The organism is Leeuwenhoekiella aequorea, assembly GCF_004104375.1.
GTDB lineage: Bacteria > Bacteroidota > Bacteroidia > Flavobacteriales > Flavobacteriaceae > Leeuwenhoekiella > Leeuwenhoekiella aequorea.
Map to the genome: position 1 here is coordinate 112,384 of NZ_QOVM01000005.1, position 25,931 is coordinate 138,314.

Consider the following 25,931-nt stretch of genomic DNA (forward strand, 5'->3'; position numbering starts at 1 on the left):
AATTACTTTTTAAAACCCATAAGCCTATGAAACAATACATTGTACTTGCTATTCTTGTTTTAAGTTTTGCAACTTCAAGGGCGCAGCAAGCTATTTCTTTAGATAGTATAATTAGTGAGTATCAGCAGCATCGTGATTTCGATAGAAACGAATTCCCATTAGGAAGGAACGATGAACAATTACCAAAAGAACGTGCTGATTTTGCAACAGGCTTACTTAGCAAGCTCGATAAAATTACGGTTTCAGACTTAAGTAAAGGGGAGACGATTTCCTTTAAATTACTGCGTTTTGTATTACAAGATCAGATTGATGAATACAGCTATAAAATGTATCTTAATCCGTTGCAAGCAGATCAGGGTTTTCATTTAGATCTTAATTATCAAGTACGTCCTATACGTAGTTATAAGCAGGCAAAAGAATATCTAGATCGGTTAAAAGCTATCCCATATTTTACCGATAGTCAGTTTAAACTAATGCGAAAAGGTCTGGAGCAAGGCATCGTTCAGCCTCTAATAATTTTTAAAGGATACGAGGCTTCATACGACACGCATATTGTAGATAATCCGTTAGAAAGTTATTTTTATTCGCCTTTTCTAAATTTACCAGATAGTTTTTCGCAAAAGCGAAAGGACTCTTTATTAATAGCTGCTGAGCAAGTAATTAGTAATGATGTAATACCAAGTTTTAAAAAAATTAAAACCTTTTTTGAAACTGAATATCTTCCTATTAGCCGTGAGAAGATTGGAGTTTCAGCACAACCCGGTGGAGCAGATTTCTATCAAAATCGAATAAATTTTTACACCACGTCAAAAGCATACACAGCAAAATCTATTCACGAGTTGGGGCTTCAAGAAGTGGCGCGTATAAAAACGCAAATGAAGGAAATAATTAAGGAAGTTGGTTTTACAGGCTCATTTGCAGAATTTCTTCAGTTTTTACGTACCGATAAGCAATTTTATGTAACTACCGGAGATGCGCTTTTAATGCACGCCCGTGATATTGCGAAACGTATTGATAATGAGTTGCCGACTTATTTTAAAAAACTTCCTCGTCAACCGTACGGAGTGATCAAAGTGCCCGATGCTATTGCTCCAAAATATACAACCGGCCGTTATAGCGGAAGCTCTATTAACGGTACTCAGGCAGGTCATTATTTGGTAAACACCTATAAACTTGATAGTAGAACTCTTTATACATTACCAGCACTAACTGCACATGAGGCCGTGCCAGGTCATCATTTGCAAGGAGCACTTAATCAGGAATTAGGTGATAGCATTCCGCAGTTTAGAAAAAACTTATACCTCTCTGCATACGGAGAAGGGTGGGGTTTATACGCTGAATTTTTAGCAGATGAGATGGGGATTTACAGAACTCCGTATGAGAAATTTGGTCAGCTTACTTATGAGATGTGGCGGGCTTGCCGACTCGTAGTTGATACCGGTATACATGCAATGGGCTGGTCACGACAAGAGGTGGTAGATTATATGTCACAAAACACAGCACTTTCTATTCATGAGATTAATACCGAAACAGATCGTTACATTGGCTGGCCGGGGCAAGCGTTAAGTTATAAAATAGGCGAACTTAAAATACGCGAATTGCGAGAGCGCACTAAAAAAGAATTAGGAGAAAAGTTCAACATTCGGGATTTCCACGAGGTGATTTTAGGTGCTGGTACCGTAACACTGCCTATTCTTGAAGAGCAGGTTGATGCGTACATCGATAAGACCATAAAAAGTTAAACAGACTTATTCGAAATACTTGCAAAGAGTAGATATGTCTGCTCATTGAGCAGATTAATACACTTTTCAAACAATCATTTAAATTGACTGTCAATGGCCATACATACATTTGAATGTATAGATGCACATACCTGTGGTAATCCCGTGCGGGTGGTAAGATCAGGAGGTCCTTCTTTAATAGGCGAGACCATAAGCGAAAAAAGGCTACACTTTTTAAAAGAGTATGATTGGATTCGTAAAGGGTTGATGTTTGAGCCTCGCGGTCATGACATGATGAGCGGTAGTATTTTGTTTCCGCCTCATGATTCTAAAAATGACTTTGCCATTTTATTTATTGAAACCAGCGGATGTTTACCTATGTGTGGTCACGGTACAATAGGCACCATAACAATTGCCATTGAGAAGGGATTGATTACACCCAAAATCCCGGGAAAAATACGAATGGAAGCCCCTGCAGGACTCGTAGAAATTGAATATCAACAGACTGCAGATAAGGTAGATTGGGTAAAGCTAACCAATGTAAAAAGTTATCTGGCAGCTCGAGATTTGACAATTATTTGTCCTGTGTTAGGCGAACTAAAATTTGATGTTGCGTATGGTGGAAATTACTACGCGATTGTTGATCCACAGAAAAATTTTAGCGGAATTCAGGATTTTTCAGCTTCAAAAATTATTCAATTAAGTCAGGAGTTGCGCCAGCGAATAAATCTTAAATATCCTGATCATTTTATACATCCTGAAAATACAACCATACGAGATGTGAGTCATATATTATGGACAGGAACTCCTATAGATCCTGCCTCATCGGGTAGAAATGCAGTTTTTTATGGAGACAAAGCAATAGACCGATCACCTTGTGGTACGGGAACTTCAGCACGTATGGCACAACTTCATGCGCGCGGTCTCTTACAACCGCAAACCGATTATGTTCACGAAAGTATAATAGGTTCAAAATTTATAGGGAGGGTAGAGACAGTAATTACTTTAGGTACTTTTCCAGCAATAATTCCCAGTATAAAAAGATGGGCGCGTATTTACGGGCAAAATACATTGACTATAGATACCGAAGATCCCTATGCGTTGGGGTTCCAGGTAATTTAAACTCAAAAATCAATTAATATGAGTAAAAAATGTGTGATTGTTGGTGGGGGAATTATTGGACTTTCTTGTGCGTATTATTTACAGAGAGCAGGTCACGAGGTTACTGTTATTGATCAAGATAACATGGAAGGTGGAGCATCTTACGTGAATGCTGGATATTTGACACCTAGTCATATTATTCCACTTGCAGCACCGGGTGTGATGAAGCAAGGTATAAAATGGATGTTTAGCAGTAAAAGTCCGTTGTATATCAAGCCGCGTTTAGATCCTGAATTTCTAAAATGGTCTGTAGCGTTTAATAAGTCGTGCTCAGCAGTTAATGTAAACAAAGCGATACCTGCGATTCGCGATATTAATTTGCTGTCGACAGATTTGTATTCAGACATAAAACAGGTAGAAAATTTTTCATTTCAATTAGAGAAAAAAGGCTTGTTGATGCTGTGTCAAACAGATTATATGCTAGAAAAGGAAGCTCATATTTTAGAATTAGCAACTCGGGAAGGTTTACCGGCAAGATTGCTTTCTGCGGAAGAAGTACAGCAAAAAATGCCAAATGCAACGCTTAATATAAAAGGTGCCGTATTTTACGAGTGTGATCAACATACTACACCCGGCGAATTTATGACAGAGTTAAAAAGTTTGCTTGAAAAGAAAGGAGTTACTTTTTTAAAGAATGAGCAGGTAATTGATTTTGAACTGAGTGAAAATAAAATAAATATCGTCAAAACGCTTAACGGGAAAAGTGTAAAAGCAGATGAGGTGGTGCTCGCAACCGGCGCCTGGGCGGGTTTTTTAAACAAGAAACTAAATCTGAATATTTTGATGCAAGCCGGTAAAGGATATCGCATTAATTCAACAGTAGAAAATGGGATCACATTACCATCGATTTTATGTGAGGCTAAAGTTGCAGTTACTCCTATGAACGGCTTTACACGTTTTGCAGGTACTATGGAAATCGCTGGTATCAATCATAAGATCAATAAAACCCGCGTTGAAGCCCTTGCAGAAGCAGTGCCTAAATATTTTAAAAATGTTTTGATAACTAAGCAAGAAAAAGCAGAAGCGCAGTGTGGTTTGAGACCTGTAACGCCAGACGGATTGCCCTATATAGGTAAAACTTCAAAATGGAAAAACCTTACACTTGCAACTGGTCACGCGATGATGGGATGGAGTCTGGGACCAGCTACCGGGCTTTTAGTTTCTGAAATTATTGATGCCCAAAAACCTTCTCTAGATCTCAGTGTCTACAATCCCGACAGGAAATTTTAAAGCTGGAATTTCCCTTCTCTAGGAGAAGGGAAATTGAATAAGTAGCAATTAATTAGAGTAATTTACTTTGTTTTTTATAGAAGGCATCCTGCTGTTTTTGCATAAGATCTCGTGCCATTTTCTTTTTGTAGTTGTAGAGTTCGTCTTCTTGAGCCAGATCGCCATAAACCTTATCATTTACCACATTATCTGCATCAATTAAATTCTTACGCTGATTTGCTTTTTGGGTTACCCATGAGGTTAGTTCGCCCTCTGAATCGGCCAGTCTCAAATCATATTCGCCTCTTGGAGAAATAAGCTTAGCAAAAATAGGAGTTGTTTCAATAGCTAGAAAAAGTAGAAAAATGAAAAATGAAGGGATCCATGGTAATTCATTCAAAGCTTCGATGCGTGCCATAAGGCCATCAAAATTGTCTATTATAGGCTGTGTTTCTGCAACACGTGTTTCATAGGTTGCAACAAGATCGTTTTTTTCAATTTCTATGGCCGAAATCTTGTCTGCATTTGATTCTTTCAACAATTTTAAATCTGCTAAAGCAGCATCGTGTTTATCTCTTTTTTCCTTGTAAACAGGTCCTTTCCCTAATCGGTTTGTACCTGCTGTACCTTCAGCTTCTGTTATATAAGTTGTGTAAAGATCATTTACTTCTTGTTCCTTCGCTACAATTTGATTTTTAAGTTCTTTTATTTGATTATCTAAGAGCGTAACTGCCGGAATAAACTGTTCTCCAATTTGAATTTGATTTGCAAGGGTTAGATCATTTTTTTGTTCAAGTAGAACGCGATCAATTTCTTTCTCAAATATTTTTAATTCAAGAGGTTTTGAGATTACAATTGCAATAATTAATGCTAGAATTAATCGGGGCAATGCCTGCAAAAATTCGTCTAAAATGCTCTCGCGTTTTTTTATTGTTGAAACAATAAAGCGATCTAAATTAAATATTAAAAGGCCCCAGATAAAACCAAAACCTACAGCAATGGGTATTGAATCAAATACAGTATAAAGCGCATAGCCCGATGCTACAAATGCCATTAAAGCAGTAAAGAAAACCGTAGCTCCTATACCAGCATATTTATTTTGCTCTCCGGGAGCACAAGTATCTAGCAAGACGTGATCAGCACCAGAACAAAGGATGAAGAATTTTTTAAGCATAATGTGATGATTGATGAATTATCCTAAACGTAAAACATTAATATATAGTATGCAACAAAGATTACATGTGCTGAGATTGTAGCTTATAACTTGTAAAATATATGAGTTGCTTCTTTATTTGTGTATATGATCGATAAAAAACGTATTTTATCGTTTTAGTTGAGTACTTTTGAAGGTCTATGAATATCCAAATCCCTACTATTATGCTTAAAAATTACCTATTTTTTATACTTTTTTTACCAAGTTTACTAGCTGCTCAAATAGGTATTGGTACAACTTCACCAGATCCTGCAAGTATACTAGATGTTACATCTACAACACAAGGTGTTCTGTTTCCTAGAATGACCACTGCTCAAATGAACGCTATTAGTAGCCCCACGAAAGGACTTACTATTTTTAACTCTGTAACAAACAGCTATTATTATAATGATGGGAGCGTCTGGGTAGAGCTTGAAGGTGCCGTCAAAAGAGATAATTACAAACTAGTAAAAACAATTGCAGATCTTTCTGACGAACTTACATTAGGTGGAGGATCTCAATATTTATTAAAAACTAATTTCCTATATGAGATTAACGGAAATGTAACTGTAAATTTTCCTATAAATCTAAATGGAGCATATGTCGAAGGGGTAGACACAGGGAGCGATATATTTGTAAACAATACCTCTGGCTCCTTATTTACCGGATCTGGAGGTGGCAGTATAAGAAACCTTACCATTAATGGAAATAAGAAACAAATTTTTAATTTAACTGGAGGTACGCTCGTTGCTAACAATGTTATTTTTAGCAACGCTTCCTCCTTAGGTAGACTAACCGGATTAGACCTGGTTTTTTTTAGTATTTCACAGTATGTAAATAATACGACCGGTTTTGCAGTGTCTAATATTGGTTCTTTTTTTATGAACAATACGTTCTGGACAGCTACTAATCAAGGAACATTTATGACCTTGACCGGAACATTCAGTAATTTGCAAATGGCAAATGGTCGTGTGGTAGCAGACACGGGGGAAACTGGTTTAAATGTAAATGCAAATCCTACCGTGACTAATTCAGCTTTACTGAGTGGCTTAAGTTTTGTAGGTGATGGAAGATTGGTAAATGGTTATACCGCAGCTAATACTTTCTCGGGGTATAATTTTTCAAAGCAATGGGATGTGAATTGTGAGGGTATTCCTGTTGAAACAGACGGCAATGCATCTGCAAATTTTTATTCTACTAGTGGTTTAACCACTGGGTTCGTTAAAAAAATTGATAACAATACAGCAGTAGAAGTCGAATATGATGATGCTACAAATAATGGTTTTTCGGCTCAGAATCTTTTTAGGTTTACAGCTAGTGGAGGTAATAATCGTCTTACGTATACCGGAAGAAAAGGTCGTAATTTTCAATTAACCGCATCATTATCTGTACGGGTGAACAATGCTGCAGGAGATTATTATGCATTTGTTTTCGCTAAAAATGGAGGGGTAATTACAGAATCCAATGCGGTAGTTTATATAGATAGCAATTCTCAAATACAAAATGTGGCTTTATCTAGTGTAGTGAATCTAGATGCGGGTAATTATATAGAAGTTTTTGTACGCCGACTTACAGGAAGTGGAGATGATGATTTAATAGTGTTTTCAGAAAATGTTTCAATTAAGTAGAATTAAGATAAAAAAAGGCTCAAATAAGCTTTAAGCTTATTTGAGCCTTTTTTTATCTAATTGTCTTTTATGATAAGATCAGGAGTTCCTTTCCCTTTATTTTCATTGAGAAGTATTTGTAAATTTTTCTTCTGTTTCATAACAGAAAGCGCTGTTTCATAAGAAACCTTTTTACCGTTGTAGTAAGCGGTTCCGTTGTTTTCTTTTAGCGTATTAATCATAGCTGTAGGTCCTGAAGCTTGAGGAAGTTCACCAATTTTAGGAGGAGCAGGTGGCGCTGGCGTTTCCTTTTTAAAAGTAATTCTATTGATTTTAAAATCTTGTATCTTTTTAAATACTTTGTGTGCCTGACTTTCAGAAACACCCTCTGGTAAATGAAATAGTACACCGCGTGGTTTCTCATTCGTGTCCTGAGTCCAGTCTTTGAAGTTACTTTTAATAAAATCTTTTGCTTTAGAAATCGTTGTTTTTTGACCTTCTATTTCTATAGCTTCTGTATTTGATAATTTTATATTTAATAAATTGTATTTGTCATTAGCAAATGCTGCGGGATCTGCTGGTGTTGGCGGTGGCGGTGGCGGTGGAAGTTGACCCTGAGGCACAGCCGGAGCTGGCGGTGGTGGAGGCGGGATCAACTCCCGTGTAGGATTGGTTTTATAAAGCTTGGTTTTTTTGAATTCTTTTGAAAGCGCACTTATAACGTTATCAACTCCGTTTTTAGCTTGTAAACGGGTAGAATAGTTCATCATGTCAGAATTCGTCCAGTCTTTTGTGACCTCGTTTATAGTTTTAACGAAATTTTCTATGGAAGTAGATACCCCATTTACCCATACCAATTCATCTTCAACACGTATAGTTAAAGTCATAAGTTCTTGGTTTTTCCAAGTTTGAATAGGTGAAGCTGTTGGTTCATTTTTTTGCTCAGCAACTACTGATGTTTCGTTTGGCTGGATTCCCTCGTCTGAAACTGGCTTCGCCACAATTTCCTGATTAAAGAAATACACGCAGAGTGTGAAAACGGGCACAAATAGTGCGAGACGGGCGGTCAGTTTTTTGACTGAGCGGGTTTTTGATAACATAATGATTCGTTTTTTAGTTAATGAATAATTAATCGGGCTTGATAACGCGGTTTGATGACTACCACCCGAATAGGTAAATAAAAGATTTGTGTAATTTTTAATATCAGCTTCTTCTTTTAATGCGGTCTTATCAGCGAGAAATTCGTGGTTAAGCCGAATGCTATTTTTGATTAAAATAAATAGCGGATTAAACCAAAAGACTACCTGTAAAATCTCTATAAAAAGAATGTCCCAGCTGTGCTTCTGACTTACATGTGCTTGCTCATGCGCTAGAACTTCTAGAGCGATCGCATTATTTTTAAAGTCATTTTTGGGTAGGAAAATATAGTTTAAGAACGAGTGTGGGACTATCTTTTCAAGAAGGAGCACATTAATATGCGATTTAGATTTTACGCGCTCATTGTGAGTTACTTTTTCGCGTAGGCGATATAGATTACCTAAGAATCTAAAGCCAAAAAGCAATACACCTGCCGCGTAAATTGAGCCTATTAGTATAGGTGTCCAATGTATAGTTTCTTCAATCGATGTATTAACTTCGTCTGTAACTGCAATAGTATCAAATGCTATCTGCTCAACTGCTGGTTGCGGTTCAACTTCTACAGAGTAGCTTAAGGTAATTAGAGGTAATACAAGCGCTATAACCAAGCATCCCAACAAATAAAAACGCTTCAATTGATGTACGGCTTGTTGCTCTAAAGCGATCTTGTAAAACCCCCAGAGAATTAACAAACACAATACCGATTTTATAATATAGGCTATCATTTTCTTTCCTCTTTTAAGCGTTGATCAATCAGTTTTTTGAGATCTTCAAGCTCTTCTTGCGACAAATCTGTTTCCTTGGTAAAAAACGATGCAAACTGTGCTGCAGAGTCATTAAAGAAATTTTTAATCATCCCGTTTACTTGTTTTGAGAAATACACCTTCTTTTTAACCAGCGGAAAATATTCTCGCGACCTGCCATATTGCACATAGTCAACAAAATTTTTATCCTGCATACGTTTTAGCAACGTAGCAATCGTAGTAGTCGCCGGCTTAGGATCTGGATACGCATCGATGAGATCTTTCATAAATGCTTTTTCTTTTTTCCAAAGCAGTTGCATTAATTGTTCTTCGGCATTTGAAAGTGTCATATTCTACAAATTGAGATTGTGTTCTACAAATGTAGAAATAAATTTTAATTCTACAAGTGTAGAGCAATCTTTTTTATTTTTAAAATTTTCTCAAATTTTTTCGGTTAAGAAGGAGCCCTTAAAAAACCGGGCTTCCGGCAGTCGTTTCTTTGCAGAAAGGCAAATAGAGCTTCAACAAAACCTCAATACCTATCGCATTGATGCTTAACTCTAGGAGTTAGGTTTAGTGATATTGCGTTTAATTAATAATAGCTAATCAATAAATCAATAAATCTATCTTTGCGTTCTAAATAAATTAACAATGAGCCTAGAACAAAACTTAAGAGATCGTAGTGGTAATGTATGCGAATTATGCAACAGTACAACCGATTTAGATATATACACAGTACCAGATTCTCCAGAAAACATAACAGCAGACACGCATATTTTTGCTTGCGGAACATGCAGAACTCAATTACAAGATGCAGAACAAATAGCAGCAAATCACTGGCGATGTCTTAATGATAGTATGTGGAGCCAGATCCCAGCGGTACAAGTGGTTGCTTATCGTATGCTTAATCAATTAAAGGCTCAGGGATGGCCTCAAGATTTGCTTGATATGATGTATATGGAAGATGAGGTTAAAGAATGGGCTCAAGCTGGTATTGCAGACGATTCTTCAAAAGGGTTGATTCACCGTGACAGCAATGGGGTTATTCTTGAAGCGGGAGACTCTGTAGTATTGATTAAAGATCTTAAAGTAAAAGGTAGCAGTATGGTTGCTAAGCAAGGTACAGCGGTGCGCCGTATATCATTAGATCACGAAAATGATAAATACATAGAAGGCAAAGTAGATGGTCAACAAATTGTTTTAATTACTGATTATGTAAAGAAGCTGTAAACGTAATTTTTAATAATAGATTACACTTAAATGCCTGACTTTTGTTTACGTAAATAAAATAACAACTCCTTAAGATGTGATGTGTATTAAGCATAGTATCTTTCTAAAATGGATCAGAAAAAGGAAAAACTAGCCCGGTTTGGTATGGTAGCGAAAGGTATGGTATATGCTATAATAGGTATGCTTACAGCGATGGCAGCATTTAATTTAGGAGGTTCAAAAAGCGGACAGCAAAATGCGCTTCAGTTCATACGGGAGCAACCCTTTGGTAAAGTATTACTTATAATTCTGGCTATAGGTTTGTTTGGATACACCTTTTATAGATGGTTTGAGGCACTAAAGGGTGCTGAAGAACCTTGGAGTAATTACAAAGGTTTTGTAAAAAGAAGCGGATATCTTATTAGCGGAATTTTTTATGGTGCCTTAGGTATAACTGCCTTAAAAATGGTTCTTGTAGGTAATTCGGGCTCTGGTGGCGACTCTTTAATTTCCACCATTATGTCTAATTCATACGGTCCCTACTTATTAGGTTTTGTAGCATTATGTATCGCCGGAAAAGCTATATTTCAAACGTATAAAGCCTACTCTGGTGAGTTTAGAGATGACGTGAATGAAAGCAAATTAGGTCCCAAAGGAAAGAAAATATTAATACGAGCGGGGGAGATAGGCTTTACCGCACGCGGAATTGTATCTGGAATAGTGGCATTCCTATTATGTAAAGTTGCCTTAGGCAATTCTGGATCCTCAGGTAGTAAGGTAGCAGCGTTTGATTTTTTACAAGATACACTAGGTGGAGTGGCTATGGGTGTTGTGGCTTTAGGACTTGTCGTTTACGCTGTATTTATGTTTATACAAGCTAAATATGCACAGATTAAAATTTAATCTTATATATCCTAAGTAGAAAAAGAGCCTTAAGGCTCTTTTTTTATGTCTAATAATAAAATTTTGCGTGAGGGATTGCAGCGGCATCCTTTGTGAAGACTACTTAGTCTTTATAAAGATATAGCGTAAAGCCCGACCCCAATTTTAATAGGGGTCACGCCATTACTATTAGATTACTTCTCTTCAGATTTTAATTTTGTAAACTCATGATAAAAATGAGGAATTGTCTCAATACCTTTTAAGAAATTCCAAACTCCGAAATGTTCATTGGGAGAGTGAATTGCGTCACTGTCGAGGCCAAATCCCATTAAAATAGTTTTACTATTTAATTCTTTCTCAAAAAGAGAAACGATAGGTATGCTTCCTCCACTACGTTGTGGTATTGGAGTTTTTCCAAAGGTTTTTTCATAAGCTTTTTCTGCTGCTTTGTATCCTATATGATCTATGGGTGTCACGTAAGCTTGTCCGCCGTGATGTGGAGTCACTTTAACACGAACCCCTTTTGGAGCGATACTTTCAAAATGGTTTTTAAACAAATCGGTAATTTTTTTCCAATCTTGATCAGGTACTAACCGCATGCTTATTTTAGCAAATGCTTTGCTGGCAATCACGGTTTTTGCGCCTTCACCTATATAACCGCCCCAGATACCATTTACATCTAGAGTAGGGCGTATACTATTGCGCTCATTGGTGGAATAACCCGCCTCTCCATAAACAGATTCAATATCTAAAGCTTTCTGATAATTTTCTAATAAGAAGGGTGCTTCTGCCATTTTATTGCGCTCATCTGCACTTAATTCTTCAACATCGTCGTAAAACCCGGGTATAGTAATATGATTGTCCTCATCGTGAAGTGACGCGATCATCTTTGTAAGCACATTAATAGGATTTGCCACAGCACCACCATACAATCCACTGTGTAAATCGCGGTTGGGACCTGTAACTTCTACTTCTACATAACTTAAACCACGAAGCCCGGTTGTAATACTAGGCGTATCTTTTGCAATCATACCTGTATCAGAGATAAGAATTACATCATTTGCAAGTTTTGTTTGATTGCGGGATATAAACCAGCCAAGATTTTCACTGCCTACTTCTTCTTCACCCTCTATCATAAATTTTACATTGCAGGGCAAGTCGTCGTTTTGAGTCATATATTCAAGAGCCTTAACGTGCATATACATCTGCCCTTTATCATCACAAGCTCCTCTGGCAAAAATTGCACCTTCAGGATGTAAATCTGTTTTTTTGATAACAGGCTCAAATGGAGCACTGTCCCATAAATTTAGAGGATCTGGTGGCTGCACATCATAATGACCGTAAACCAGAATTGTAGGTAGATTTTTATCAATTATTTTCTCCCCATAAACAATAGGGTAACCCGGTGTCTCGCAAACTTTAACAGTATCACAACCTGCTTCCTTAAGACGTTCTGCAACCGCATCTGCGGTATTAAAAACATCGTCTCTATATGATTTATCTGCACTAATAGATGGAATTTTTAATAAATCTATCAGTTCGTTTAAAAATCTTTGTTGGTGTTTATCTACGTAGTTTTTAGCGTCTTTCATAGTGTCAAAATCGTGTTTGAGTAAAAATAAGAATATGATTGTAAAATTTATCTCAAAAAATACAATTCATATTAAAAATCTTTTCTATATTTGCACTCGCATTTTCAGATATGGAAGTGCAAGCTTTTAGCAGAAGTCCTAAGTATGTTAAAGGTAGTTTGCAGGCGTGGTGGAATTGGTAGACACGCTAGACTTAGGACATAGCGAAATATAAAGTGTTAAAATATTAAAATGCGGGCGTGGTGGAATTGGTAGACACGTCAGACTTAGGATCTGATGCCGCGAGGTGTGGGAGTTCGAGTCTCCCCGCCCGTACAAAAGCCGAAGAGAAATCTTCGGCTTTTTCCATTTAAAAAAATGTCGAAAAAAATGTCAGGTACAACATAGGTACAACATTTTGCTAATTTCAGGGCAACATTTGTATTGATGTCAAATATTTCTATTTGTTATTAAACCCTATTAATTTTCTGGTAAAATAATAAATTCTGCTAAATAGCAACCTTATTACTTCGTAAGGGGGAGTTTATTATCATACAATATAACCGCAATTTAAACTCGTAAAATACTTCCATCAAAAGACTACGGCATAAAGCCAATGCTCTTTCCAACGCTTATTTATTCCGTTTCCTTTTGAGCCAAGATTTTATCTTCCGTTTGGTTTCTGCTCAAATATTGTTTAATCAAAAATTTGAGTATTATGACAACAAAAGCGAGTACCACAAAGCAGCGCAGTAGAGCGAAATCTACTGTCAAGAAAGAAGTAAACGGAAAGAAATCATCCATTCTTCAAATTCAGAACTTACAATTGGGCAAAATCAAGCCTGACCCGGAACAGCCAAGAAAGACTTTTAACGAGAATGCATTAAAGCAGCTTTCTGAGAGTATCGAAAAGCACGGTGTGTTACAGCCAATCACGGTAAGACAACAAAATGGCCATTTCATCATCGTGATGGGCGAACGTCGATATCGTGCCAGTAAATTGGCAGGAAAGAAAACGATGCCCTGTATCGTTAGTGCTTATGAGAACAATGATGTGCTTGAAGTTCAGATTATCGAAAACCTGCAAAGACAGGATGTCGAACCGACCGAAGAAGCTGAGGCGATTGCTTACCTAAGTGAGAAATATGAGCCTACCGAAATTGCAAAGCGATTGGGTAGGACAGATAACTTCATCAGACAGCGTCTAAAATTAGCTGGATTGATTGACGGTTTCAAGCAATTTGTACGCAATGGCGAAATGACCATATCATTGGGTGTCGGTGTAGCGCTCTTTGAACCGGAAGAACAACAAATGATGTTGGAAACAATGGGCGAAGATTTTAACGCACATCAGATAAACAGGATGATTAAAGACCAGACCTATGATTTGGAAAAAGCGTCTTTTGATGTAGCTGATAAAAAATTGGTTTCGAAAGCTGGGTCTTGTGTAGAATGTCCGTTCAATGCAGCCAATCAAGGCAATCTGTTCGGCGATGGTAAAATGGTCTGTACGAAAGCAGCTTGTTTTGAAACGAAGAAAAGCAAATCGTTCTTGAACCTGATTGAAAAGTCCAAGAAAGAGAATATCCTTTTAATCCCTGAAATACGACAATATTGGGCAGATGACGAAAGTAATCAGCTCATAATATCACAATTGGAAAAGAACGGATTGAAAGTCTATCTACTGGACGATGTTGAAATCATAGAAAATCCTATTGAACCTACCCTAGAGGCGATTCAGAAAGAATATCAACACTATGATTATTCCGAAGATGAAATCAAAGCAGAGTTGAGCGAGGCGTTACAGAATTATACAGAAGAATTGGAAAAATTCAATTCAGCAAAAGAAAATGGATTTAAAAACGGCATCGTATTCCATCCCGATTCATTCCAGCACAAGGAAATCTTTGTAAAGATTGTCGAAAAATCTAAGAACGATTCTATGGAATACTCGGCACCATTGGCGAATAGAAAAATGGCGGACTGCACGCCTGAAGAGCAAATCATTAAAATCAACGAAAGGGAAATCCGCAAGAAGCAAATAGAGAACAACAAGCAGTTTGAAGAAGTTGTCCAGATGATTCGAGAAACAAAATACATTGATACGAAGAAGACACTTTCAACAGACGAAATGGTCGCATTCTCGATATCGCTCTTTGAAAATAATGTGGACTATATGAGCCAGCAAAAGTATTTCTCAAAGTTCTTGTGCGACACTTCAAAGATGACAAAAGTTGAAATGGTTGAGAATTTCAAGAAGAAGTTCAAAAAGGAAATCTTTCACAAGTTAATACGCTATATGCTCACAAAGCAAGTGCATTTTAGCGAAAGCAATCACGTCAATAATCTGACCAACATTTCATTCTACAAAGCAATGCAAGGATATTAAAAATCCAAGATTGCCGACATTGAAAAAGAATATACCGAAAAGAGGGACAAGCGTGAAGCACGTTTGAAAGAGCGCATCACAGTTCTTGAAAAGCAAATTGAGGAACTCAACGATTAGCTTTTGTTGTTTGAAGAAGGGTCGGCATTCGTGCTGGCCCCTTTTTCTTTTTTATGATAATGTTTTGAAAGATGGGTTCATAAGGAAGGGGGTATCAATCAATATCAGAGCAAAGGTAAACTCGTAAAATACACCCATCAAAAGACTACGGCATAAAGCCAACGCAACATCCTACGCTTATTTATTCCGTTTCCTTTTGAGCTGTGATTTTAGCTTCCGTTTGGGTACTGCTCAAATATTGTTTAATCTAAATTCAAAAGCTATGTATTTACAAAATTTGCAACAGGATGAAATTTTCGTGTCATCAGAAATGAAATCCTTAAAAAGTCTGACACAGATGGAATCCCGAAGAGGGCTTGAAAATGCCATTATCTCAAATGGCAAAATCGTTAACGTCGTATCGAACAGCTACGGTCACATTCCAAATCAACTGTTCTTCAAGAAAGCTGAAGAAATGCTGACTGATGCACAACTGAACTTCCACAAACGCACCATCAACAAAAATGATAGGTCGTTCATTACTGACTTTATTATCGACGACAAAAGCCAGTTTACAGTCAAGAACCATAAGGACTTGATATTGCCGATGCTTCGGTTCAAGAATTCGTATGACGGAAGTGAAAAGACCTCTGGACACTTCGGTTTTTATAGAGAAGTATGCTCAAATGGTCTGCACGTGTCACAGGCTGAAATCGAGTTTTCCATAAAGCACAATAAGAACAATACGCACTTGATTATGCCGAGGCTGAACAATCTATTCGATAAATTTCTGGACAATGAATTCTATACCATTACCAAGAAATTCGACAAGATGAAAGAATTTAAAATCATCGATACACAGGAATTTGTGAAGGCGATTCTTGACAGAACGAAACTGTTCCGATACGAGTGTAGCGACAAGAACAGCGACCCGTCGAAAAAATCTCGTGAGGTCATAGAAATCTTGAACTATGAAGCCTTGTTGCTCAATGAAGAACCAAATCTGTGGTTAGGTTACAATGCGTTCAATTCAGTACTTCATAATGTCTTAAAGAAAAGTTTCGGTCAACAGGAACGATTGGACAAGAAACTGTTCGATGAAGTTTATGCGATGGCATAACATCAATAAAGGTTCATCCAGTACCTTAAACTGGATTTTTTTTCATTTCAATATGATGTTCTTTTGGCAAATCCCAATAATTTCTATTAGAAATAACCATTTCAAATATTTACCACTTTATTGACATAGTGGCGATAATTAGTTTTCAAATATTCGCCACTTTTTTGTATTTTTGGCAAAGTTTTGATATTGTATTATGCCAAAAATTATAGAAAACAAGCTTATAGAAGCGTTTAAAGAGCAAAGTTCCTTTGATAGGGACCAGCTATTTCAGTTTTATTTGGACCTTGAACCGGATTTGAAGGAAAGTACATTTAGTTGGCGCATTTACGACCTGAAGAAAAAAGACATCATCAAAACTATTGGTCGTGGATTGTATGTTATATCCCATAAACCCAAGTATAGACCAGTACTGTCTGATAGTGTTCTAAAAATAGCAAGTAAGACCAATGAACGGTTTGAGGAAATCCAATATGCTATATGGGAAAACCAATGGCTAAATGAATTTACTCTGCATCAAGTATCCAATCAAATGATTGTAGTAGAAGTGGAAAAAGAATTTACAGAATCACTATACTATTATCTCAACGATTCGTTGAAAATGGATTTTTTCTTGAATCCCGATGACAAGGAAATTGAATTCTACATTTCCGAGAGTGCTGTCCCCGTGGTCATAAAACGTCTCGTCACAAGAGCACCGATAAGTAAATTGAAAGATAAAAAAAATGTAGTTCCAGTCGCCACGCTTGAAAAAATAATGGTGGACTTGTTTGCCGATGAAAACCTGTACCATTTTTACCAAGGCTCTGAACTCATAAATATTTATGAAAAGATACTTGAGCGATACAGTATTAATTTCACAAAGCTCTTTAGCTATGCGAAAAGACGAAAGAAAGAACAGGAAATCAAGCAATTTATGAATAACCACATACCGAATATTTTAGAGGACATAATCAATGATTGAAAACAAAAGTTTTACAAAAGAATGGTTGGATGTTTTCCGAGCAAAAAAAGAACATAAAGGTATTAATGTGACCATTCTGGAAAAAATGGTTCACGCGTTTTCGTTATTGGAACATCTTAAAATAGAGGGGCTTGATTTTGTTTTCAAGGGTGGCACATCACTCGTACTTTTGCTTGAAGAAGGCAATCGGTTCTCAATCGATATTGATATTATTTCGAGTCTAAAACGTGACGCATTGGAAAAAATCCTTGATACAGTTGTTGCCAACTCACATTTTAAAAGCCACACTTTGAATGAACGCAGAAGCTACAAAGAAGGCGTGCCAAAGGCACATTATACTTTTGAATTTGATTCGGTTTACAACCCAAACGTTCCAGGAACCATTCTGTTGGATATTCTTTTTGACAGCCCGCATTATCCAGAGCTCATAGAATCTTCCATTGAAATTCCTTGGCTATCGGTTAATGAGCCTATAATATCAATTACCACACCTTCGGTAAATTCCATCTGTGGCGACAAGCTTACTGCTTTTGCGCCAGAGACCATCGGTATTCCATATTATAAGGGCGACCAGTTATTTACAATGGAAATCTGTAAGCAATTGTTCGATTTAGGAAAGCTATTTGAAAACATTACGGCTATGGCAATGGTTAAAAAAAGCTTTTCAGCTTTTGCGAAAGCGGAACTATCATATCGCAGTTCGGATAAAGATTTCAGCGGCAGAAACCTCAAAGAAACAGATGTGCTTTGGGATGCCATAGACACCTGTGCCATCATCGCCAAAAGGGAACGTAACCCAACCAAGGAAACAAAAAAGAAGTTTGACGAATTAAACCGTGGCATACGCAGTTTTGGAAGTGCGTTTTTGATGACGGGAAATTTCAGAATAGAGGAAGCCCTTGCAGCTTCGGCCAGGTTAGCTTATTTGAATGCTATATTGTTGCAAGATGAGATAACAGAAATTGAATATTACAAAGGACAAGACATAAGTAAACTTAACATTGAAAAAGCAGATTGGGCATTTTTAAATAAACTGAAAAGACAGCCAGATAAAAGCATTTTTTATTATTGGTTTAAGGCGGTGGAATTACTATAAATATGAAGAAATGAATCTAAAATATATAATAGAAATATGCATTGGGATTGATATTGCCATTATTGGTATCGCTTATCCTATAATAATTGATAAAATATCGAATATTGGAAATAGGTATGACTCAAATTATCTTTCCGAAGTTTTTGAACAAGAATTTCCACAAAGGGCATATGGTCGCATTTTGCCATTTCGGAGCAGGAAAGTTACCACTTTCGAATGGCTGTTGTTCTTCACTATCGCATCATTTGCCTTTTTGATTGCAGGTGCCGAACCATTATTTTGGAAAAACTCAATATGGATGCAAAATTCTGCAAAATTATTGACATTAACTCTTACCTTTTTTCTTGTAATATCCTTTATAATCTGGCTTGACAAAATAGCTTTATACAACGGAAAACCAGCTCGCCTATTGAAATATCTGATTGCGAAATATCAATCAATTTCAAAAGAAAGTAGATATAAAGAAAACCTTATCAATTCACTTAACGAGATAGCCTATTTCGCTGTAGAAAAGGAGGATATCCATTTACAAGAGGAATTGAGTAAGTTTTATACTGAAGAGTTTATTAAAATTCGTCATAATCATAATTCAAGCGAAGCTTTAGAATATCCATTTTATTTTTATGATGTAACCCGTAAGCTAATTAAAAAATTGCTTCGGAAAGAAGTTTCTGAATTGGATAGATTGACATCTCCCGCAGTATCAAATTGGTGGTTGTTGGGACAGGATTTTCAGGAGATTCCAATATCAGAAAAAACGTATGATAGTATGTGGGGCAATATCTATCAGATTTCCGACAATGCAAAGTTTATAAAGGAGCATTGGAGCACTGCACACCAATATTATAGATTTCAATTAGGGAGGAAAACTGGCAAATACAACATCGATATTAGAGATTATGAGAACAAGGAGGAAATTGAAATAAGAGAAAGTGAACAGATAAGATTTTTAGAGTTTCACTATGCATTGGGTGGCTTGTTATTGTATCGTCAAAACAATAATGGACTAAAACGAATTCTAAATTTCACACAAAGTCAGCCGCCAGATTATTACCTATTGCCTAACTCTATGTATGACATATTCTACTGGTTTGCCTATTTTAAAGAAGGGTATGTAAACAGAGTTACGCCTACAGATTTTAAATACCCATTTCCAGACATTGATAATTTAGGCCTCTCACGACAAATAACCTTTTGGATTTGTCAATATGTATGTTTGCTTTTTATAAGACAATTTTTCTTGCAACCCTATTATACGTTTCATCAATTTACCGAACAACCAAGATTGCCAAATAAAGTACTTGAATTACTTAAATGGAAAGATGCTTTGGACTATTTCAAGTTTTGTTTAAACAAAATATTAGAGAATAAAGACTTATTGGATTTACTGGGCTATAATTTGTCAGATGCTATTTTGGAGGATATAGAAGGTTTTGAGCCTGAATTACGAATTAGAATTGAAGAGCAAATTCAACAGAATAGAACAAATGCACCATTATCTGATAATAAAATCAGTCAATTTTTGGCCAGCAGTGCAACGATGATAGATGATGCATTTAATCAGTACAGCCTCATAATAAATAAAGATGATTTTGCAAATGATGAACCTGTGATGCGATTCGGTCTAAATGGAGGTTCCATACTTTTCCGAAAAGAAGGTTTTACAGAAGGAGACATACCACATCTAAATTATGATTCGATATTTGCACAACAAATCATTTATGACCAAATCAATCGATATATTCCAAACTCTTTCCTCGGAGCGAGAACACGTAGATACTTAATAGACAGAGAAAACTTTGAAGATGCGTTTAAAAGATTAAAGTACGATAAAGAGAAACATCTAATTGTAGGGTTTGGTTTTTTCGACAATGGTTTAGTCGAAATACCTGATTTCTTTGAGGATATGATTAGGTTGACTTCGCCAGTTTTTTCAAATGTACTATTCGTTCTGCCAAAGACTGACCTTCCGAGAATTAATCATCCAGACCTCAAAGCTGATGAGATTAAAGAACTGCGTCTTGAACCAATTATACCAGACAGAAACGTATATGCCTCTGTAATCGACTTGAATCTTGATGAGAATAGTGAGTTGAGACAACGCTGGAACACAAATGAAAATCAAAATCCAGCGGAATCTGTACAATTAACAATTGCATTCATCGCAGAGATTATTTGGAGACAAAATAGAGATGTCGTTCAGTTGAATATCACTTCGCCACTACGTGAACAAGGCATCAAAAATGATTTAAGCGATATTGTTCCTTTCAAGACCATTGAAAATGATTGAATTCAGAAACCCATATCACATAGAACCACCAGGTGTTTCACGACAAATATTATCGCATCCAACAAATGAAACTGAAGCAATAGAACTTGCAGTATTTCAAGAACATCGATACGCATTTTTCTATTGGAACAAATGGATGCGTAAGAATGAAAGTGCTAATCCACCTTGTTTGGTTTCGCTAGACTGGCATCAGGATTTATGCTACCCTTGTGAAACAGAAAAAGAATGGTTAGATAAATTAGATTTAACGAGTGATGCAGAAGTGTCTTTATTCTCTTGGGCAAAACTGGCTGGAAATAATGACGGTCATATTCTATGTGCTGCCTATCTCAATTTGATTGGGGATATCTATGTGCATTGCAGGCAAGCTTCCTTTCCAGATGCTTGGAAAGATGAAGAATTGATAGATAAGTACGGCAACAAACATACTATCAAAAAATTCAAAACTTTTGACACATTACAGGATGATTTATTGAATTCATCAGAAACATCTGTATTTTTTGATATAGACTTGGACTTCTTTTCGATAAAGAATGGCTTAAGTGATGGTTCTTTTGAATTTACCTATCTACAGGAACAAGAAATACGTACAATGTTAGATAAGGACAATCCATTAATTCATTGGATTTTTGAACGTTTAAAAGGATTTACTATCGCAACAGAACCAGAACATTGCGGTGGACTTTTAAGAAGTAATAAGTTTCTTGATTTAATTAGCAAAATCTATTTCAGTCCAGAATTGTTTGCACCTAAATGTAATTGGAAATGGAAACCTAAATATTGATGATGAATTGAATCGATAATAATACGGCCATTCAGCCCATTCCCCTACATTCCGCGAAAAGCTATATTTCAGGCAAAGCGCTTCATTAAAACAAGTCTTGGACACAACTATAAAGCTTCCGATTTCCTTTCCACTTGCCCACTCATTCCCAAGAAAATCGGGAAGTGGTCAAACTCCATTTCAACCTACACCTTTCAAGTTAAGTCCGCTTGACGTTCTACTTCAAAAGGATATACAGTTTTCATAATTCGTTCAGCCCAGTCCCCTGCATTTCGCGAAAAGCTACATTCCGGGAAAAGAGCTTCTCTGGACAGGTCTTGGACACAATCCCCAATTTCGACTTTCCATTCCGTTAACCCTTCCGCTATGCTGGAAAGTAACACTACATTCCCTTGCCAAAATCGTGAATCAAGTCCGTTTAAAAAAGGAAGTTAATTATCATACAATATACACGCAAGGTAAACTCGTAAAATACTTTCATCAAAAGACTACGGCATAAAGCCATCTCTTCTTCCCTTGCTTATTTATTCCGTTTCCTTTTGAGCCAAGATTTTAGCTTCCGTTTGGTTTCTGCTCAAATATTGTTTAACCAAAAATTTTAACATTATGAAAAATACAACTGTAAAATCCGACATTTCATTGCAAGAAGCAGAAGAACATTATCAATTGAGTAGTGAAAATTACACTATTGAAAGTGCGGAGAGTCATTTAGCTTACTACAGAGAAAAGCATCCCCTTTACTACCAAGTATTAAGTAATGTTTAATCTGAAAATCAGAAAGAACCTTTTGTAGAATGAGATAACTACTCACCAAAGTAATATTAACCTTTTATTGAATACGAATTTCATAACCCGTTCAGCACATTCCCCTGCATTTCGCGAAAAGCTACATTGCGGGAAAAGAGCTTCTCTAAATAGGTCTTGGACACCATCCCCAATTTCTACTTTCCATTCCGCTAACCCGATCCGCTGCGCTGGAGCGGAACGCTTCATTCCCAATCCAAAATCGTGAACGGAGTCCGCCAAATCGGAATTCCATTTAATCATTTGGTGCCACTTCCTATGTTATTGTACTTCACAAAGTCTTTAGAAATACTTCCGCACCCTCGCTGCCCTAACCTTTTTTTGCCAGCAAAATACCAACATTTTGAACTTGAACAGACTGCATAAACCGTTACGCTGCGCTTCACTTTTTATAAGTCCTTATCATTTCAAAATCTTGAAACTGTATCAGCAACAAAAAAAGGTAACAGCGAGGGCGCTATGGGAAGTAAATCTAAAATAAAACTTATGAAATCTTACAAAAACATACAAAGGGAAGCGACACCAAAAAAAACAAAAAAGGAAAACGCTCAAGATATAATAAGTAAATCACTTCAAAAAAATATAAACGCAAACTGTCTGAATGGTTCAGATAGCATTTTAATTAATCTTTAAATATTTTATTATGAGTACTTTAAAAAATCACGTACAGTTAATCGGAAACGTTGGACAAGAGCCAACAATCACGAACCTTGAAAGCGGAAAAAAAGTAGCCCGTTTTTCAATCGCAACAAACGAGTATTACAAGGATGCCAAAGGCGAAAAGCAAACCGAAACTAATTGGCATACCGTTGTAGCTTGGGGCAAGACTGCCGAAATTATTAAAAAATATGTTGATAAAGGCAAGGAAGTAGGTGTTACGGGAAAACTGAAATCCCGAAGCTACGAGGATAAAGAGGGTATCAAGCGATATGTTACCGAAATCGAAGCAAATGAAATCCTTTTGCTTGGAAGCAAAAATGATAAGTAATCATTGAAATTTTAGAGGGCGTACCTCTCAAACGTTGCGCCCTTTTTTTATTAATAATCTTTAAAACTTTTATTATGAAAACTATTAAAAATCACGTTCAGTTAATTGGAAACATTGGGCAAGACCCACAGGTTACAAATCTTGAAAATGGAAAAATTGTGGCGCAGTTCTCAATGGCTACAAATGAAAATTACGAAGACTCAAAAGGGCAGAAGCAATCGGAAACCCATTGGCATAGTATTGTGGCTTGGGGAAAACTTGCTTCAATCATTGAGAAATATGCAGTAGTAGGAAAACAAATTGCCATTGCGGGCAAATTGGCGCAACGCTCTTATGAAACCAAGGAAGGCGAAAAACGATACTATACCGAAGTTGTAGCAAGAGAAATTCTTTTGCTCGGGTCTAAAAATGGTAAGTAACCATAAAAATCCAAGAGGGCACAGATACCAGTTTTCAATTAGTTCGTGCCCTCTTTTAATTATTCACTTAAAATAAATGAACAATGAAAGCACAAGTTAACGAAATCAAAGAAGGATTGCAACATTTTCACGGAACGGAAATGTTCTATCAAATCCCATTATTAAGAACACGTTTTACGGACGGACTAAAATATCTTGCTAATGTGGCAGATTGTTTTTGGCTCATTACGGACACTTCCGTGATTGCAAAAAGTCTGATGAACCGAAGCGAATTTATAACCATAGACTTCAAAAGATTGCCCGAAGAAAAACAGGATTATTCGGGTTATGAAGCCGAGATAATTTACAGCGATGGCAATGATAATATTTTGGAAAAACACGGTTATCGGGCAACCGATTTTCCACTCGATGAACTGCGGTTATTTTTTGTAAATGATACGCTGATGTTACCAAGCGAATACTAAATTTTAAAGCTATGGTTTATCTGAATTTTACAGACTTGAGCGAGGAAACTCAAAACCGTCTTTTGGAAGATTCCAAAAAGGATGTGGAACGAAAATTTGGCGATGATATTCGCAAATACGTAAGAGAAAATTATACCTGTTTTGAAACGATGATAGAGGAAGAAGCATTGCGAAATTTATATTCCTATACGTTTATTTTCAACATCTAATTTTCTAAACTTTATAGTCAAGCACCTCTAAATTTTTGGAGGTGTTTTTGTATGCAATTAATTTCAAGTCGAGAAAAAAGCGTATCTTTATTTCGCTGAAATTCAGCACACATAAATTCATATAGTTATCCCATTTTTAACTTTCGCTGGTAGCTGTATCCATCTATATTTTACATATTGGAATTTCCGAATTCCTAAAAGGGCAATTGGCTTTTTAGCCAGATTGTATGAAATTTTTGTCACGCTTTGGCGTGACGAAAAGGAATAGCAAGAGGGTAACGGGCAGAGCCACGTTACATATTCCTTTTAGCGCATAAACCATTGAATTTCAAGTAATTGAAAATTAATGGATTATATAAGTTTCTTCGATTTGCGTCAAATGCCCCCAAACAGCTTGTAAATAGGGATGGATTTACGTCAAACACACAAAAAAGCGAAAGAAAATGGATTCATTCATCACTATCAGGTTCAAAAGGAAAACCGCCAAACGTTTTCAAGAATTTTCAAAAAAGCACTTCAAGACGCATACCGAAACGATGGAAGCTATACTTGATTTTTTCTTCTACAACGAGATATCGCCAAAAGAAAAATTAGGTCCGACAGGGCGAACCATCGAAGCCAAACTATTAAAAAGAATCAATGCCGTAATCGCTATAATGAGGGACGTTGAAAAGACCCAAACCAAGCCTACAGTTGCAATGATTCAATCTCTATTTGAGACAGAACAGCCAAGCAAAAAACCTTTGATAGTGGAAAAGAAATATGCCGAAGAAAAAAAGGAAGTACGCTTTCGAGAAAAGCAAAATCTTAATAACGACCTCTAAAATTTTAAGCTATGTATATAACAATTACACCCCAAAAAATGGGTGGCAATTATTCTAAAAGTTCGGCTGATTTTGTGGGTTATCTGGAGAAGGAAAACCAAGGACTGGAACAGCAGGATATGGAGCATTTTTTTAATCAAAATGGCGACGAGATTTCAGCAGAGGAAGTGGTCAGGGAAATTGATGGCAATACGGCAAAACTCGAAAAGCACGAGCCACGGTTTTATTCCATTACCGTAAGCCCTTCAAAATACGAACTAAAACGGTTGCAAAACCATAGTAAAGATTTGCAAAAATATACCCGGGAGATTATGAAGGATTATGTGGCTTCATTCAACCGTGAAATAAATGGGCGACCGGTCAATATCGATGATATAAAATACTACGCAAAAATTGAACACCAAAGAACCTTTAAAGGAACAGATAAACAGGTGCAGGAAAACCAGCCTTTTGCCACAAAAATACTTCAATTAAAAACTGAAGTCCGAAATGTGCAAGAGGGGCGAGCAGAAGGAAATGTGAAAAAATTGGAAAAAGAAATCGGGAAACTAGAAAGAGAAGCACCGCACCAACAGAACGGAAAACGAATAGTACAAGGAATGCCAAAAGCAGGAGACCAAAGCCATATACATATTATCGTTAGCCGCAAGGATGCATCAAACCGATTCAGTTTGTCACCTGGAAGTAAATATAAAGCTTCCGACGTTGAATTAAATGGTAAAACGGTAAAACGGGGATTTGATAGAGATGGGTTTTTTGAGAAAGCAGAAAAGACTTTTGATAAGACTTTTGGCTATCAAAGGAACTTCGCTGAAACTTATAAGGCAAGAAAGGATTTCATTAAGAATCCGAAAATCTATTTTGCATCATTGATGAAACTGCCCACCAATGAAAAAGCATTAGCGTTCAAAATAATGGAAAAAAGTGGCATTCCTATGATGCCGAGTATTCCTGTTACGAAGGTACAATTGGCGATGAAAATTTTTAATAGGCTACGACGTGGTGCAGAGGTGGCCATTAAATCAAGTTCCATAGGAATCTAATTTAAAATT

The 25,931-nt window shown here is 36.6% G+C and carries 24 protein-coding genes and 1 tRNA gene; 21 read left to right on the forward strand and 4 right to left on the reverse strand.

Features of this window, described 5'->3' with window-relative positions; translation table 11 throughout:
- The first annotated feature begins 26 nt into the window (after positions 1–26).
- The 3 genes from DSM00_RS11650 to DSM00_RS11660 all read left to right on the forward strand — a co-directional run bounded on the left by DSM00_RS11650 (position 27) and on the right by DSM00_RS11660 (position 4,112).
- The gene (locus DSM00_RS11650; RefSeq protein WP_128758195.1) at positions 27–1,742 is read left to right on the forward strand and encodes a DUF885 domain-containing protein; all 1,716 of its coding nucleotides are present in this window, start codon (positions 27–29) and stop codon (positions 1,740–1,742) included.
- Positions 1,743–1,835: 93 nt separating this feature from the next.
- Positions 1,836–2,843 carry a 4-hydroxyproline epimerase gene (locus DSM00_RS11655; RefSeq protein WP_128758196.1) on the forward strand — a complete coding sequence of 336 codons (1,008 nt, stop codon included), beginning with the start codon at positions 1,836–1,838 and terminating at the stop codon, positions 2,841–2,843.
- A gap of 18 nt (positions 2,844–2,861) precedes the next feature.
- Positions 2,862–4,112 (forward strand): NAD(P)/FAD-dependent oxidoreductase, encoded by a 1,251-nt coding sequence (locus DSM00_RS11660; RefSeq protein WP_128758197.1) that lies wholly within the window; start codon positions 2,862–2,864, stop codon positions 4,110–4,112.
- Between the two features lie 52 nt (positions 4,113–4,164).
- Here the strand turns inward: DSM00_RS11660 and DSM00_RS11665 are convergent, their stop codons facing one another.
- On the reverse strand, positions 4,165–5,265 hold the full coding sequence (locus DSM00_RS11665) for a DUF4407 domain-containing protein (protein ID WP_128758198.1): 1,101 nt from the start codon (positions 5,263–5,265) through the stop codon (positions 4,165–4,167).
- A gap of 203 nt (positions 5,266–5,468) precedes the next feature.
- Between DSM00_RS11665 and DSM00_RS11670 the strand changes: the two genes are divergently transcribed.
- A complete protein-coding gene (locus tag DSM00_RS11670; RefSeq protein ID WP_128758199.1) occupies positions 5,469–6,911 on the forward strand; it encodes a cell wall anchor protein in 1,443 nt (480 codons plus the stop codon).
- Between the two features lie 56 nt (positions 6,912–6,967).
- Here DSM00_RS11670 and DSM00_RS11675 read toward each other — a convergent pair whose 3' ends face one another.
- Positions 6,968–8,719: a M56 family metallopeptidase gene (locus DSM00_RS11675; protein ID WP_164916329.1), complete on the reverse strand. Its 1,752-nt coding sequence runs from the start codon at positions 8,717–8,719 to the stop codon at positions 6,968–6,970.
- 29 nt (positions 8,720–8,748) lie between these two features.
- A complete protein-coding gene (locus tag DSM00_RS11680; protein WP_128758201.1) occupies positions 8,749–9,120 on the reverse strand; it encodes a BlaI/MecI/CopY family transcriptional regulator in 372 nt (123 codons plus the stop codon).
- Positions 9,121–9,421: 301 nt separating this feature from the next.
- On the opposite strand from DSM00_RS11680, the gene DSM00_RS11685 reads away from it, so the two are divergent.
- Together DSM00_RS11685 and DSM00_RS11690 are read left to right on the forward strand one after the other, a co-directional pair.
- A complete protein-coding gene (locus DSM00_RS11685) occupies positions 9,422–10,000 on the forward strand; it encodes a PhnA domain-containing protein (protein WP_128758202.1) in 579 nt (192 codons plus the stop codon).
- A 108-nt stretch (positions 10,001–10,108) separates the two neighbouring features.
- Positions 10,109–10,882 carry a DUF1206 domain-containing protein gene (locus DSM00_RS11690; RefSeq protein ID WP_128758203.1) on the forward strand — a complete coding sequence of 258 codons (774 nt, stop codon included), beginning with the start codon at positions 10,109–10,111 and terminating at the stop codon, positions 10,880–10,882.
- Positions 10,883–11,055: 173 nt separating this feature from the next.
- Here DSM00_RS11690 and DSM00_RS11695 read toward each other — a convergent pair whose 3' ends face one another.
- Positions 11,056–12,453, reverse strand: coding sequence for a dipeptidase (locus DSM00_RS11695; protein ID WP_128758204.1), 1,398 nt, complete (start codon positions 12,451–12,453; stop codon positions 11,056–11,058).
- Positions 12,454–12,686: 233 nt separating this feature from the next.
- Between DSM00_RS11695 and DSM00_RS11700 the strand changes: the two genes are divergently transcribed.
- From DSM00_RS11700 to mobB, 15 genes are all read left to right on the forward strand, one after another.
- Positions 12,687–12,768: transfer RNA gene (locus tag DSM00_RS11700), tRNA-Leu, on the forward strand.
- Between the two features lie 382 nt (positions 12,769–13,150).
- The gene (locus DSM00_RS11705) at positions 13,151–14,821 is read left to right on the forward strand and encodes a ParB/RepB/Spo0J family partition protein (RefSeq protein WP_241652407.1); all 1,671 of its coding nucleotides are present in this window, start codon (positions 13,151–13,153) and stop codon (positions 14,819–14,821) included.
- A gap of 379 nt (positions 14,822–15,200) precedes the next feature.
- The gene (locus tag DSM00_RS11710) at positions 15,201–16,037 is read left to right on the forward strand and encodes a DUF932 domain-containing protein (protein WP_031427439.1); all 837 of its coding nucleotides are present in this window, start codon (positions 15,201–15,203) and stop codon (positions 16,035–16,037) included.
- A gap of 196 nt (positions 16,038–16,233) precedes the next feature.
- Positions 16,234–17,001, forward strand: a complete 768-nt coding sequence (locus DSM00_RS11715) for a DUF6577 family protein (RefSeq protein WP_128758205.1) — start codon at positions 16,234–16,236, stop codon at positions 16,999–17,001.
- Positions 16,994–18,097 (forward strand): nucleotidyl transferase AbiEii/AbiGii toxin family protein, encoded by a 1,104-nt coding sequence (locus tag DSM00_RS11720; protein ID WP_128758206.1) that lies wholly within the window; start codon positions 16,994–16,996, stop codon positions 18,095–18,097. Before DSM00_RS11715 ends, DSM00_RS11720 begins: the two co-directional genes overlap by 8 nt.
- A 298-nt stretch (positions 18,098–18,395) precedes the next feature.
- Entirely contained in the window at positions 18,396–20,387 is a 1,992-nt protein-coding gene (locus DSM00_RS11725; RefSeq protein WP_128758207.1) for a hypothetical protein, read from the forward strand.
- Positions 20,380–21,171 (forward strand): UPF0489 family protein, encoded by a 792-nt coding sequence (locus DSM00_RS11730; protein WP_034886778.1) that lies wholly within the window; start codon positions 20,380–20,382, stop codon positions 21,169–21,171. Before DSM00_RS11725 ends, DSM00_RS11730 begins: the two co-directional genes overlap by 8 nt.
- Before the next feature lie 97 nt (positions 21,172–21,268).
- Positions 21,269–21,418 (forward strand): hypothetical protein, encoded by a 150-nt coding sequence (locus DSM00_RS15560; RefSeq protein ID WP_164916330.1) that lies wholly within the window; start codon positions 21,269–21,271, stop codon positions 21,416–21,418.
- A gap of 359 nt (positions 21,419–21,777) precedes the next feature.
- Complete coding sequence (locus tag DSM00_RS15565) at positions 21,778–21,936, forward strand: hypothetical protein (RefSeq protein WP_164076249.1); 159 nt, start codon at positions 21,778–21,780, stop codon at positions 21,934–21,936.
- 682 nt (positions 21,937–22,618) lie between these two features.
- Complete coding sequence (locus DSM00_RS11735; RefSeq protein ID WP_031427446.1) at positions 22,619–22,963, forward strand: single-stranded DNA-binding protein; 345 nt, start codon at positions 22,619–22,621, stop codon at positions 22,961–22,963.
- Between the two features lie 74 nt (positions 22,964–23,037).
- Positions 23,038–23,382 (forward strand): single-stranded DNA-binding protein, encoded by a 345-nt coding sequence (locus DSM00_RS11740; protein ID WP_031427447.1) that lies wholly within the window; start codon positions 23,038–23,040, stop codon positions 23,380–23,382.
- 83 nt (positions 23,383–23,465) lie between these two features.
- Positions 23,466–23,846 (forward strand): DUF6876 family protein, encoded by a 381-nt coding sequence (locus DSM00_RS11745; RefSeq protein ID WP_031427448.1) that lies wholly within the window; start codon positions 23,466–23,468, stop codon positions 23,844–23,846.
- Positions 23,847–23,857: 11 nt separating this feature from the next.
- Complete coding sequence (locus DSM00_RS11750) at positions 23,858–24,055, forward strand: hypothetical protein (protein ID WP_031427449.1); 198 nt, start codon at positions 23,858–23,860, stop codon at positions 24,053–24,055.
- A 443-nt stretch (positions 24,056–24,498) separates the two neighbouring features.
- On the forward strand, positions 24,499–24,879 hold the full coding sequence (locus DSM00_RS11755) for a BfmA/BtgA family mobilization protein (protein WP_034886781.1): 381 nt from the start codon (positions 24,499–24,501) through the stop codon (positions 24,877–24,879).
- Positions 24,880–24,890: 11 nt separating this feature from the next.
- Positions 24,891–25,922 (forward strand): MobB family relaxase, encoded by a 1,032-nt coding sequence (mobB, locus tag DSM00_RS11760; RefSeq protein WP_034886784.1) that lies wholly within the window; start codon positions 24,891–24,893, stop codon positions 25,920–25,922.
- The last annotated feature ends 9 nt before the right edge of the window (positions 25,923–25,931 follow it).